Consider the following 12,880-nt stretch of genomic DNA (forward strand, 5'->3'; position numbering starts at 1 on the left):
GGCGCCGGCGGGCCGGCGCACCCCCCAGTCGACGACCAGGAGAAGAGTGAGCGATGGCGGACCGGGTCACCGTGATCGGGTGGGACGGTTCACCGCTGACCGAGGCGGCGCTCGGCGCGCTCGGCGCGGCCAGCCTCGTGGCCGGGGCGGCGCACCACCTCGCCCTGCCCGAGGTGCCGCCGGGCGCCGAGCGGATCCGGCTGGGCAGCGTGGGCCTCGCGGCCCGCAGGATCGCCCGGCACCGCGGCACGGCGGTGGTCATCGCCGACGGCGACCCGGGCTTCTTCGGCGTCGTACGCACCCTGCGCGCCCCTGAACACGGCCTGGAGGTCGAGGTGCTGCCGGCGGTCTCGTCCGTCGCCGCCGCCTTCGCCCGGGCCGGGATGCCGTGGGACGACGCGCGGGTCGTCGTCGCGCACGAGCGCAACCTGCGCCGGGCCGTGAACGTCTGCCGGGCGCACCCCAAGGTCGCCGTCCTCACCTCGCCGGGCGCGGGCCCCGCCGAACTCGCCCTGCTGCTGCGGGACGTCCACCGGACGTTCGTCATCTGCGAGGAACTGGGCGGGGCGCACGAGCGTGTGACGGTGCTCACGTCCGACAAGGTGGCCGAGCACGTGTGGCGCGACCCGAACGTGACGCTCGTCATCGGCGGCGGCATCGGGGCGGGCACCGGGCCGACGAGTGCGGGGGGCGCCGCCGCGCCCGGCGGCTGGCTCGCCGGCCACGACGCGGGCTACCCGCCCCCGGTGCGCGGCTGGAGCCTGGCACCCGCGGAGTACGGCGCCGCGCCCGACGAGGGCGAGGCGCCGCAACTGCGCGCGGTCCAACTCGCCCGGCTCGGGCCCCGGCAGGGCGACCTGGTGTGGGACATCGGCGCCGGCAGCGGCGCGGCCGCGGTCGAGGCCGCCCGCTTCGGCGCCGCGGTCATCGCCGTTGACCGCGACCCGGACGCCTGCGCCCGCGCGTCTGCCGCGGCCCGCCGCTTCGGGGTGCTGCTGCAGACCGTCCACGGCACTGCCCCCGGCGTGCTCAACGACCTGCCGGAGCCGGACGTCGTGCGGGTCGGGGGCGGCGGCGCGGCGGTCGTCGCGGAGTGCGCGGCCCGGCGGCCGGAGCGGATCGTCGCCCACGCCCGTACCCGGGACGGCGCGGAGGAGGTCGTGCGGGCCCTCGCGGACGCCGGTTACGCCGTGGAGTGCTCGCTGCTGCAATCGGTCGACCTGGACCCGCAGACCCCCGCGGACGCGGGTTCCGGCGCCGGGTGGCGGGAGCGGGAGCGCACGGTCGTGTTCCTGATCGCGGGCAGCCGCGCGGGCTGAGCCGCGGGTGCGCCACGGGGTGCGCGCGTGCGCGCGACGCGCTCCGGGCGCGCGGGAGGCGTGCGCCGGGTGCTCCCCGCGGTGCACCGGACGGCACCCGCGGGGCTCGACCCCAGCCGGACTCGCGTGCGGATTACGGGTAGGCTGGCCGACTGTTGTGCCGTGACCACGGGGGTACCTCCCACGCCCTCAGGGCGTAGGGGGAGTTCGGGCAGCGTGGCCGAATGCCGGTAATGTCCGGGGGTCTTGTCGCAGTTGTCGGGAACGTAAACCCCGCGGGTGGTCGTGCCGCCGGGCGGGGTGTGCTCGTTCTAGCTATGGGCGGCCGGTCTGTCCCGCGGGGGGCTGCTGCCGGACGGACGGTCGGAGAAGGAGCTGGAGCGATGGGCGAGGGGTACGGACGCATGACTGACACCGGCAAGCTCCCGGAGGGGCACCAGCCGGAGCCGGACGACGCCGCCGGAGGCCACCACCCCGCCCCCGCCGCGACCCCCGACACCGCCCCGGCGGCCGAGGGCGCGGCGGACGACGACGACTTCCTGTTCCTGCCCGGCGCGCAGGGCGCCTGGACGGACCCGGGGGTCCCGGCCCCCGCCGGCGCGCACAGCGCGCCCGCGGCGGGCGGCGCGGAGCCGGCCACGGGCGCGCAGCGGCGCCCGCTGCACATGGGCCCGCCGGTGCCGGAGCCGGCCGGGGGAGTGGTGCGCTCGCTCGCGGACCGCGGTCCGGCGAGCGGTTCGGTGGACACCCGGGAGGCGGTCGCCGCCGCGGACGCGGCGAACGCGACGGGTAACGCGGCCGGTACGGGCGCCGGTTCGCCGGCGCAGGGCACGGGCGGGACGCCGCAGCCGGCCGCGGCCGCGGCGGCGGACCCCGTGCAGGCCGAACAGGCGAACGGGACCGAACAGGCCGAACAGAACACTGCGGCGGAACCGGGCATCGCCGCGGGCGCCGAGCCGGGTGCGCCCGCCGGACCGGCAGCGGCCCAGGGTGCCGTGGCGGACCAGGGTGCTCCGGCACCGGGTGGCACGGGCCAGGAGACAACGGCCGTTGGGCAGCATTCCGTAGACCAGGCTGCCGGGCAGGGCGGGAGCGCGCCGGACGGGCTCGCCCCCGACCGGGCCGCGGCCGCACCGGGGCAGTCGGTGCCGACCGCGGCGGGTTCCGTACCGCCGCAGGTGGCGGGGGCGGGCGGGCAGGCGCCGCAGCCTCCGGTACGTACGCCGGGGCCGCCGACGGTCGGCCCGGAGTACCTGGACGTCACCCGGGTCGGCGCAACTCACCTGCCGGGCCCGCAGCTCGGCGAGATCCCGCCCGCACCGGCGGGCTGGACGACGGTGTCGCAGGCGAACGGCGAGACGCTCGCCCAGGCCCAGCCCCGGGAGGTCGGCGGCGAAGTCCCGGCCCTCGGCGCGGAGTCAGCCCCCGCGCCCGACGGTGCTACGGCGGCCGCTCCGTCCGGCGCGACGCCCGCGCAGAACGCGCCGGCCGCGAACGGTGAACCGGCCGCGGCGGCGCAGACCGCGGGCGGGGCGCCCGCACCGGCCCCGGTGGACGCGGCGCAGGCCGCCGTCCGCAGGGCGGCGGCCTCCGCGGGCGCGTCGCTCGGCCGCGGCATCTCCGCCAACGGCGCTGCCGCGAACGGCCCCGACGGTGCCACCGGGGCGCAGCCCGCGGACGCGGACGCGACCCACGTGCGGCAGCCCGTCAACGGCACGGCGGCGCAGCCCGCGGAGGCGGCTGCCGCCGCGGCGCAGGCGAACCAGCCGGCCCCGGACGGGCAGCCCGACGCGGCGGTGGCGACCGGGGGTGACCCGCGGACCGAAGGCGGTGAACCCGCGGCCGATGCCGCCGGGCCCGCCGACGGGGCCGCAGGCCAGACGCCGGGCGGTCACGCCGCGGACGGGTCGGCGGTGCCCGCCGGCACTGCCGCGTCGAGCGAGCGGGACGGTTCCGCCGAGGGGCAGTCGCGGGCCGGCGGCTCCGCGGGTGCGCCCGCGGTGCCCGCCGGGAAGAACGGCCAACCGGCCACCGGTACCGCCGGGTCGGGCGGGCCGGAGGCCATCGCCGCGGCCCAGACGCCGGGCGGTCACGCCGTGAACGGGTCCGCGCCGCACGCCGTACCGGGCGGTGGGCCCGCCGTCTCCGCAGCGGGCGGCCCCGAGGGCTCCGCTACGCGCCAGGCGCAGCCCGCGCAACCCGCGAACGGGACCGTGCCGCACGCCGTCCCCGCAGTCGAGTCCGGCAACGGTGCCGCGGCACAGCCCGGCGCCGCCGCCTCGGACGGACCCGGGACCGCGCCGCGGACCGGCGACAACTCGCAGGTGCCGACCGGCGGTCAGGACGACTCCGCCACCGGGGGCCGGCCCGCGGACGGGGTGGTCCTCCACGCCGTACCCGGCAACGACACCGCGGCCCAGGCCGCGGACGGCGGCGCGGTCCGTACCGCCGAGCAGGCCACCGCGGACCAGCCGGCCGCCGCCGCGCAGGCGAACGCCCAGACCGGCGGCAACTCCGCCGCCCCGCAGGATCGTCAGGGCGACGCCGCCGCGCAGCAGCCCGCGGACGGGGCGGCCGTGCTCCACGCCGTGGTCAACGGGCAGCCCGTCAACGGTGCCAAGGCGCGGGCGGCGAACGGCCAGGCGGTGCCCGGTGGGCAGCCCGCCGTCCCCGCCGCGCGGACGGCGAGCGACGAAGCCGCCCCGGCCGCCGTGCACGCCGCGGCCGGTGGGCGGCGCGGCGTTTCCCTGGGGGTTCAGAACGGCGCACAGGCAGCCCCCTCCGGCGCCGCCGGGGAAGGCACGGCCGAGTCCACGTCCGAGGCCCGGCCCGCGGGCGACGGCGCGCAGCGCACCGCTGCCCCCGTGACCCAGATCCGCGGCCGGCGGCGGCGCGGCACCGCCGTGAGCGCGCCGGTCGCCGCTGCGCCCGCGGCCGGCGACGCGCAGGCGGCCGCGGACAACGCGGCGGCGCCCGGCGCCTCCGTTCCGGCGCAGGCCGCCCCGCCCCAACCCGCGCCCGCGGACGAGGCGTCGGCCACCCCGACGCCCGCCGCCGACGCCGCACCCGCGGCCGACGTACCGGCTGCCGCCGCCGCTTCCGTTCCGGAAGCACCCGACGCGCCCGCACCCGACGCGCCCGCACCCGACGCGCCCGCACCCGACGCGCCCGCGGCCGACGCGCCCGCCGCTCCCGCGGACGAGCCCGCTGCCCCCGGCTTCGCCGACGCCGAGCGGGCCGCCGTCCACCGCGTCATGCGCGAACGCCGCGACATCCGCAACGGCTTCCGCTCCGACCCCGTACCCCACGAGGTGCTGCTCCGCGTCCTGGAGGCCGCCCACACCGCCCCCAGCGTCGGCCACTCCCAGCCCTGGGACTTCGTCGTCATCCGCTCCGAGGCGACCCGGCACCGGATGCACGAGCTGGCCGCCCGACAGCGCGAGGCGTACGCGAAGAGCCTGCCCAAGGGCCGCGCGAAGCAGTTCAAGGAGCTGAAGGTCGAGGCCATCCGGGACACCCCGGTGAACATCGTCGTCACCGCCGACCCCACCCGCGGCGGCCGGCACACCCTCGGCCGGCACACCCAGCCGCAGATGGCCCCGTACTCCTCCGCGCTCGCCGTCGAGAACCTCTGGCTCGCCGCCCGCGCCGAGGGCCTCGGCGTCGGCTGGGTCAGCTTCTTCGACGAGCGCGAGCTGGTCCGCGAGCTGGACCTGCCGGAGCACCTGGACGTCGTGGCGTACCTCTGCATCGGCTACGTCGACGAGTTCCCCGACGAGCCGGAGCTGGTGCAGGCCGGCTGGTCCAAGCGCCGCCCGCTGTCCTGGGTCGTCCACGAGGAGAGCTACGGCCGCCGCGCGCTGCCCGGCGCCGACCCGCACGACCTGCTCGCCGAGACGCTGCAGGGCATCCGCCCGCTGGACGCCAAGGCGCTCGGCGAGGCGTGGGAGCGGCAGAAGCGGATGACGAAGCCGGTCGGCTCGCTCGGCATGCTGGAGATCATCTCGGCGCAGCTCTGCGGACTGTCCCGCAAGTGCCCGCCGCCGGTGCCGGAGCCCGCGGCCGTCGCGGTCTTCGCCGGCGACCACGGCGTGCACGCGCAGGGCGTCACGCCCTGGCCGCAGGAGGTCACCGGGCAGATGGTCGCCAACTTCCTCGGCGGCGGCGCCGTCTGCAACGCCTTCGCCACCCAGGTCGGCGCCGAGGTGTGCGTCGTGGACGCCGGGGTGGCGGCGGAACTGCCCGCCACCGCGGGCCTCGTACCGCGCAAGGTGCGCAAGGGGACCGCGGACATGACCGCGGGCCCCGCGATGACCCGCGAGGAGGCGCTGCGCGCCGTCGAGGTCGGCATCGAGACCGCCCGGGACCTGGTCGCGGCGGGCAACAAGGCGCTGCTGACCGGCGAGATGGGCATCGCGAACACGACCGCGTCCGCCGCGATCATCGCCGTCTTCACCGACTCCGAGCCCGCCGACGTGACCGGCCGCGGCACCGGCATCGACGACGACACGTACGACCGCAAGGTCGACGCCGTCCGCCGCGCCATCGAGGTCAACCGCCCCGACCCGTCCGACCCGATCGGCGTGCTGGCCGCGGTCGGCGGCCTGGAGCACGCCGCGCTCGTCGGCTACATCCTCGCCGGGGCCTCGCTGCGCACGCCCGTCGTCCTGGACGGGGTGAGCGCGGGAGCGGCGGCGCTGGTCGCCCGCGCGGTGGCGCCGGAGGCGCTGGCCGCGTGCATCGCGGGCCACCGCAGCCCGGAGCCGGGGCACACGGCGGCGCTGACGAAGCTGGGGCTGCGCCCGCTGATCGACCTCGACCTGCGCCTCGGCGAGGGCACCGGCGCGCTGCTGGCGCTGCCGCTGGTGCAGAGCGCGGCGCGGGCGATGCACGAGGTGGCGACGTTCGACGCGGCGGGCGTGACGGAGAAGGGCTGAACCCGCCGCACCGGGGCGTCCGCACGGGCGCCTCGGCGTGCGGCACCCGCCGTCCAGCGCCGGGGCGGCTTTCCGGGTACGTCGCGGGCGCGCGCCGGGGCCGTAGCGCAGGCGTCCGCCGCGGCGGGGTGTCCGCGGAGGCCCTAGGGTTGGCGTCGCGGCCCCGCGCGCCGCGCCCGTCCCGACCGCAGTCCGCGAAGAACCGCCGCTCCAGCGCCGCAGCGGCCGGCACACCGTACGAGGAGCCGCTCCGCCATGTCCCGTCCCCCCGCCCGCCCCGCCCCCGGTTCCGACGCGTTCGCGTACCCCGTCGGACTGCGCCTCGCGGGCCGGCGCGTCGTCGTCCTCGGCGGCGGCCAGGTCGCCCAGCGCCGGCTGCCCGCGCTGCTCGCGGCCGGCGCCCGGGTCACGCTCGTCTCGCCGTCCGCCACCCCTTCCGTGGAGGCGATGGCCGACGCCGGGGAGCTGACATGGGAGCGGCGGCCGTACGCGGAGGGGGATCTGGAGGGCGCCTGGTATGCGGTCGTGGCCACCCGCGACCCCGCCGCCAACGCCGCCGCCTCCGCCGAGGCCGAGCGCCGCCGCGTCTGGTGCGTACGCAGCGACGACGCCTCCGCCGCCACCGCCTGGACCCCGGCCACCGGGCGCAGCGAGGGCGTCACCGTCGCCGTGCTCACCGGCAGCGACCCGCGCCGCTCCGCCGCCGTCCGCGACGCCGTCGTGGAGGGCCTGCGCGACGGCACTCTCAGCGCCCCCCACCACCGCACCCGCACCCCGGGCGTCGCCCTCGTCGGCGGCGGTCCCGGCGACCCGGACCTCATCACCGTCCGCGGCCGCCGGCTGCTCGCCGAGGCCGACGTCGTCATCGCCGACCGGCTCGGCCCCCGCGACCTCCTGGACGAACTGCCGCCGCACGTCGAGGTCATCGACGCCGCGAAGATCCCGTACGGCCGGGCCATGGCCCAGCAGGCGATCAACGACGCGCTGATCCGGCACGCCAGGGCGGGCAAGGCCGTCGTCCGGCTCAAGGGCGGCGACCCGTTCGTCTTCGGCCGCGGCATGGAGGAGGCGGAGGCGCTGGCGCGGGCGGGCGTGGCCTGCACCGTGGTGCCGGGCGTCACCAGCGCGATCGGCGTCCCCGCGGTCGCCGGGATCCCGGTGACGCACCGCGGGGTGGCACACGAGTTCACCGTCGTCAGCGGCCATGTCGCGCCGGACGACGAGCGCTCGCTCGTGGACTGGCCGGCGCTCGCCCGGCTGCGCGGCACGCTGGTCCTGCTGATGGCCGTGGAGCGGATCGGGGCCATCGCGGAGACGCTCGTACGCGAGGGGCGGGACCCCGCGACGCCGGTGGCGATCGTGCAGGAGGGCACGACGTCCGCGCAGCGGCGGGTGGACGCGACGCTCGCCACGGCCGCCGCGGCGGTGGAGCGGGAAGGGGTGCGGCCGCCGGCGGTGATCGTCGTCGGCGAGGTGGCCGCCAGGTCTCCCGGCTGACGGAGGGGCGGGCGGCGCGGGCGACGCACGTCACGTACCCCGGCGTCGGAATCCGGCCCGCGGCACGGCAGGATCGTTCCGTGGCAGAACTCCTCACCGTCGACGACCCCGCCGACCCGCGGCTGTCCGACTACGCGAGCCTCACCGACGTCGAGCTGCGCCGCCGCCGCGAGCCGGCGGAGGGGCTGTTCATCGCCGAGGGCGAGAAGGTCATCCGGCGCGCGATCGAGACCGGCTACGAGACGCGCTCCATGATGCTCTCCGCGAAGTGGGTCGACGCGATGCGGGACGTCATCGACGCGCTGCCGGCCCCGGTGTACGTCGTCGACCCCGGGCTGGCCGAGCAGGTCACCGGCTACCACGTGCACCGCGGGGCGCTCGCCGCCATGCACCGCAAGCCGCTGCCCGCCGCCGCCGCGCTGCTGGCCCGCGCCCGCCGCGTCGCGGTGCTGGAGACCGTCAACGACCACACCAACGTCGGCGCCGTCTTCCGCAGCGCCGCCGCCCTCGGCATGGACGCCGTGCTGCTCTCGCCCGACTGCGCGGACCCGCTGTACCGGCGGTCGGTGAAGGTCTCCATGGGCGCCGTCTTCCACGTCCCGTACGCGCGGCTGGCCTCCTGGCCGCGCGACCTGGAGACGGTCCGCGAGGCGGGCTTCACGCTCGTCGCCCTCACCCCGGACCCGCGGGCGGTGCCGATCACCGAGGCGGCGCCGGGGCGGCTGCCGCGGGCCGCGCTGATGCTGGGCACGGAGGGCGCGGGGTTGTCGGCGCGGGCGCTGCGGGCGGCGGACCGGTGGGTACGCATCCCGATGTCGAACGGCGTCGACTCGCTCAACGTCGGCGCCGCCGCGGCGGTCGCGTTCTACGCCGTGGCGACGGCCCCCGCCGGGAACTGAACCCGGCCCGGACCCGGCCCCCGCGGGGCCGTGGCCGAAAACCGCCGCGGGGCCGCCGCGGGCGCGGTGGATCACCCCGGGGCGGCGCGCCCCGAGTGATCCACTGGTTGTACTAGAGCGGGCCCTGGCAGCCCTGGGCCGCCGCGATACCGAGCGCGACCAGCAGCGTCACCGTCACGAACACGATCAGCCGCTGCCGCATCAGCCGCGCCCGGTCCGGCGCGGGCCTCCGCTGCGGCGCGGGCTTGCGCGGCGCCGACGCGGCACCCTCGCGCGGCCCGCTCCGCGACCCCTGCGTACGCTGCTCCGCCGGCCGGCCGCGGTCCGCGCCCTGCCGGCCGCGCTCCGAAGCCGGTGCCTGCTTGCGCGGCGCACCGACGCCGCCCGTGCGCTGCCCCGGCCGCTGTGCCGCCCCGGGCCGCTGCGCGGGTCCCGGCCGCTGCGGCGCACCCGGCCGGCCGGCGCCGTGCGGTCCCGGGCGCTGCGCGGCGCCCGTACCGGGACCCGGACGGCCCGCGCCCGTCGCCCCCGGCGGCCGGTGCGCGGCCGTCGGACCCGGGGTGGCACGCTCCGCGGCGGTCCTGCGCGGCGGGGCCGTCTCCGGCCCCGCGCCGTGCGCCTCGCGGGCCGCGATCTCCTTCAGCCGCAGCGACAACTGGAGCGTCGAGGGACGGTCGTCCGGGGTCTTCGCCAGACACGTGCGCAGCAGCGGCGCCAGCGCGTCCGGCACCCCGTCGAGCAGCGGCTCCTCGTGCACCACCCGGTACAGCATCACCTCGGAACTGCCCTGCCCGAACGGCGAGTCGCCCGTCGTCGCGTACGCGAGCGTGGCGCCCAGCGAGAACACGTCGCTCGCCGGCGTCACCGGCTGTCCGCGCACCTGCTCGGGCGCCAGGAACCCGGGCGAGCCGACCGCCGTGCCGACGTGCGTCAGCGTGGAGGCCCCGGTCGCCCAGGCGATGCCGAAGTCGATGATCCGCGGGCCCTTGGGGGAGAGCAGGATGTTCGACGGCTTCAGGTCACGGTGCACCACGCCCGCCTCGTGCACGGCGACCAGGCCCTCGGAGAGCGCCGCGCCGATCGCCGCGACCCGCGCCGCGATCAGCGGCCCCTCGTCGCCGACCTTGTCGTGCAGGGACGGCCCCGGTACGTACTGCGTCGCGAACCACGGCCGGTCCGCGTCCAGATCGGCCGCCACCAGCCGCGCCGTACAGCCGCCGCGGATCCGCCGGGCGGCGGAGACCTCGCGGGCGAACCGCGACCGGAACTCCTGATCCTCCGCCAGATCCGGCCGGATCACCTTGAGCGCGACCCGCTGGCCGCGCCGGTCGGAGCCCAGGTAGACCACGCCCATGCCGCCCGCGCCGAGCCGCCGGTGGATCCGGAACGAGCCGACGACACGCGGATCCTCCCGGCGGAGCCGCATCATCGCCATGCCGTAACCATCCCCGCTGCCCGGTCTGTCTGCCGTGCACAGCTTACGGACTTGACCGCCGCTCGCGCTGGCAGGGCGCCGTGCGGCGGGCCGAATTGTCAGTCCCAGGTGGGATCCTGGAGGTATGGCCGGGCCCAAGTGCGGCCCCTACGAAGGGGGATGCGGGACAGGTGAAGGGCGATCGAGTGGAGATAGTCGTGGACGCCGGGGACACGACGCGGACGTACCAGGTGGTGGCCTCGCGCGCCGGCCGGAGGGTCGAGACGTCGGTGCGCCGGGGCGTGGTCGAGGTGAGCGAGGTGACGCGCAGCGGCTCGGTGGTGCGCACGGCGCGGTTCATGGCCACCAGGGTGCTCGCCCTGGTGGAGCATCCCGTGCCGCGTACGGACGGCGAGGTCCCTCTCGGGGAAGACCCTGGGACGTAGTACGCGGTCTCCACCCATGGGAGTAGCGACTTCGCGCCGCAGTCATCCTCCGGGAGGCCAGGCAATCGATACGCGGGCATGACGACCCGTGCCGATCATTTCCCTAATGTTGTCGTCAAGCGGCGGGCGCAGCACTCGTCCCCCGAGGTCGGACGCCCGCCGCCCCAACACAGGAGTGGCAGCCATGGAGAGAACAGCGGAGCACACCGCACGGCCCAAGGCCGTCGCAGGGGCGCTCGCCGCGTTCGGCGCACAGCCGTCGGAGCGCAGGCACCCGCTGGTCGCTCTCGCGATGGTGCTGCCCCTGGCGATCGTGCTCACCGTCCTCTTCGGCGGGTGGGAAGCGGTCATCACACATGCGTCGTCCGTGGCCGGAATGATGGGGCACTAGCCCCGTCAGGCCCGGGAGAGCGGCCCGGGCCGGGGACAGCCGGCTCAGCCCCGTGGGGACGGGGGTGCGGCGGACGGACGTGTACGCCCGGGCGTCTGGGGAGACGCCCGGGCTACGCGTTTTCCGGGGACGTACGCGACGGGGCCCGCCTGCGGCGCAGCCCGCGGTCGGGCACCTCGCCGCCGCGGTCGCCGGTACCGGTTCTGTCACGTTCATGCAGGCCGTCGCCGTACGGGGCCTAGGATGTGGCGGTGCGCGCACGACTCGTCGACCGGCTGGCGGAGCTGAGCCGGGGGGCCGGCGAGCCCGCGGTGATCGTCGACCGCGCGGACGTGACCGTCCTACGCAGCGGCGGCACCGTACTCAAGGCGCACGCCCCGCGGCTCGACCCCGCCGCCCTCGCCGTCCGGCTGCGGGTGGCGGCCCACCCGCTGCTCGCGGGCATCCTGCTGGCGCCGCTCGGCGGGCTGGTAGGACCCGTCGACGGCCGGTACGTGAGCCGCTGGCCGTACGGGGTCACGGTGGCGCCCGGCGCCCCGGAGGCCGCGCCGTGGCGGGAGGCGGGGCACCTGATCGCCCGGCTGCACGCGGTACCGGCGGACCGGCTGCCGGGCCCCCTGCCGCCGATGTCGGGACCGGCGAACGCGGCCCGCGCCACAGCGGCCCTGCGCGCGACGCTGACCACCCCCGCCCCCCGCACACCCGCGGACTCCGGCCCGCCACGGGACCGTGCCCGGGCGACCGCGCCGCCACCGCCCGCACCGGAGCGCGTCCCCGCGCCGGACCCCGCTCCCGCCGGCCAAGCCGCCGGCCCCCACCCCGCCCTCGCGCCGGACCGTACCGCCGCCGCGGTCGTGCTCCGGGCCTGGGCGCGGCTGCCCGCCTGGGCCCGGGACGACGAGCCCCTCGCCCAGCCCCGCTCGCTCCTCTGCCACGGCGACCTCCACCTCGGCCAACTCGTGCGCCACCCCGCCCCCGACGGCCCCTGGCACCTCATCGACGTCGACGACCTCGGCCTCGGCGAGCCCGCCTGGGACCTCGCCCGCCCCGCCGCCGGCTACGCCACCGGCCTCATCCCCGCCGCCGACTGGGCCGCCTTCCTCGCCGGCTACCGCGCCGCCCGCGGCCCCGCCGTCGCCCCCGGCGACGACCTCTGGCCGCCCGAGGTCGACGTGCCGGCCCGTACCCTCACCGTCCAGCTCGCCGCCCGCGCCCTCGTGGACGCCGCGACGGGCGTAAGGACCCTGGACGACACCGACCACGACCTGCTCGCCGCCTGCGCGCGTATCGCCGCGATGGGGGACGGGACGGAGCCGGGCGGCGCATCGTAGGCTGTGCAGCCATGGCCGCCGTCCGTCATCCGTGGCGGCGGAAGAGTTCGAGGAGTTGAGGGCGACCATGCAGTGTCCCAAGTGCCGTGCGCCGATGCAGACGTACAACCGCAATGGCGTGCAGATCGAGCAGTGCAGCGGGTGCCGGGGGATCTTCCTCGACTACGGCGAGCTGGAGACCCTGACCCGGCTCGAGGCCCAGTGGGCACAGCAGGCCCCGCCGCCCCCGCCGCCGCCCGCCCAGGGCGGCTACCCGCAGCAGGCCCCGGGCTGGGGCGGTGGCCACCACGGCGGCGGCCACGGTCACTACGGCCACCGTAAGGGCGGCTTCTCCCGCATGCTGTTCTCGTCCTGACCCACGGTCTGACCGCGGCCGTACGGCCCCCGCCCGCAGGGGCCGTACGCGCGACCACACGGCGAAGGGCCGGAGCTTCCGCTCCGGCCCTTCTGCTGTGCGCGGTACTGGGATTGAACCAGTGACCTCTTCCGTGTCAGGGAAGCGCTCTCCCGCTGAGCTAACCGCGCGGGCTTTCTGCGGCTAGATACTTCCACGCGCCGACCGCCATCGCAAGTCCATGATCATCGCGTTGCCGTACGGCCCGTACCACCCGCCGGCGGGCGGATGGCACGGGCCTGCGGTCACCGG

Annotated in this window: 9 protein-coding genes and 1 tRNA gene; 8 read left to right on the forward strand and 2 right to left on the reverse strand. The window is 77.8% G+C overall.

Going from position 1 to position 12,880, the window contains the following annotated elements; genetic code table 11:
• The first annotated feature begins 53 nt into the window (after positions 1 to 53).
• From cbiE to CXR04_RS30855, 4 genes are all read left to right on the forward strand, one after another.
• A complete protein-coding gene (cbiE, locus tag CXR04_RS30840; protein WP_101425493.1) occupies positions 54 to 1,319 on the forward strand; it encodes a precorrin-6y C5,15-methyltransferase (decarboxylating) subunit CbiE in 1,266 nt (421 codons plus the stop codon).
• A 404-nt stretch (positions 1,320 to 1,723) separates the two neighbouring features.
• Positions 1,724 to 6,256, forward strand: coding sequence for a nicotinate-nucleotide--dimethylbenzimidazole phosphoribosyltransferase (gene cobT, locus CXR04_RS30845; protein ID WP_101426693.1), 4,533 nt, complete (start codon positions 1,724 to 1,726; stop codon positions 6,254 to 6,256).
• A gap of 255 nt (positions 6,257 to 6,511) precedes the next feature.
• Positions 6,512 to 7,753 (forward strand): uroporphyrinogen-III C-methyltransferase, encoded by a 1,242-nt coding sequence (gene cobA / locus CXR04_RS30850; protein ID WP_101425494.1) that lies wholly within the window; start codon positions 6,512 to 6,514, stop codon positions 7,751 to 7,753.
• A gap of 80 nt (positions 7,754 to 7,833) precedes the next feature.
• The gene (locus tag CXR04_RS30855; protein ID WP_101425495.1) at positions 7,834 to 8,652 is read left to right on the forward strand and encodes a TrmH family RNA methyltransferase; all 819 of its coding nucleotides are present in this window, start codon (positions 7,834 to 7,836) and stop codon (positions 8,650 to 8,652) included.
• A 112-nt stretch (positions 8,653 to 8,764) separates the two neighbouring features.
• Here the strand turns inward: CXR04_RS30855 and CXR04_RS30860 are convergent, their stop codons facing one another.
• On the reverse strand, positions 8,765 to 10,087 hold the full coding sequence (locus tag CXR04_RS30860; RefSeq protein ID WP_101425496.1) for a serine/threonine-protein kinase: 1,323 nt from the start codon (positions 10,085 to 10,087) through the stop codon (positions 8,765 to 8,767).
• Positions 10,088 to 10,257: 170 nt separating this feature from the next.
• Here CXR04_RS30860 and CXR04_RS30865 point away from each other — a divergent pair, with 170 nt between their 5' ends.
• From CXR04_RS30865 to CXR04_RS30880, 4 genes are all read left to right on the forward strand, one after another.
• Positions 10,258 to 10,512: a hypothetical protein gene (locus tag CXR04_RS30865; protein WP_047014755.1), complete on the forward strand. Its 255-nt coding sequence runs from the start codon at positions 10,258 to 10,260 to the stop codon at positions 10,510 to 10,512.
• A 184-nt stretch (positions 10,513 to 10,696) separates the two neighbouring features.
• Entirely contained in the window at positions 10,697 to 10,903 is a 207-nt protein-coding gene (locus CXR04_RS30870; protein WP_047014754.1) for a hypothetical protein, read from the forward strand.
• Between the two features lie 251 nt (positions 10,904 to 11,154).
• Positions 11,155 to 12,234, forward strand: a complete 1,080-nt coding sequence (locus CXR04_RS30875) for a phosphotransferase (RefSeq protein ID WP_101425497.1) — start codon at positions 11,155 to 11,157, stop codon at positions 12,232 to 12,234.
• Between the two features lie 67 nt (positions 12,235 to 12,301).
• Positions 12,302 to 12,589 (forward strand): TFIIB-type zinc ribbon-containing protein, encoded by a 288-nt coding sequence (locus CXR04_RS30880; protein ID WP_047014752.1) that lies wholly within the window; start codon positions 12,302 to 12,304, stop codon positions 12,587 to 12,589.
• A 98-nt stretch (positions 12,590 to 12,687) separates the two neighbouring features.
• Here the strand turns inward: CXR04_RS30880 and CXR04_RS30885 are convergent.
• Positions 12,688 to 12,759 (reverse strand) — tRNA-Val (locus tag CXR04_RS30885).
• Positions 12,760 to 12,880 lie beyond the last annotated feature (121 nt).

It is taken from the genome of Streptomyces sp. CMB-StM0423, assembly GCF_002847285.1.
GTDB lineage: Bacteria > Actinomycetota > Actinomycetes > Streptomycetales > Streptomycetaceae > Streptomyces.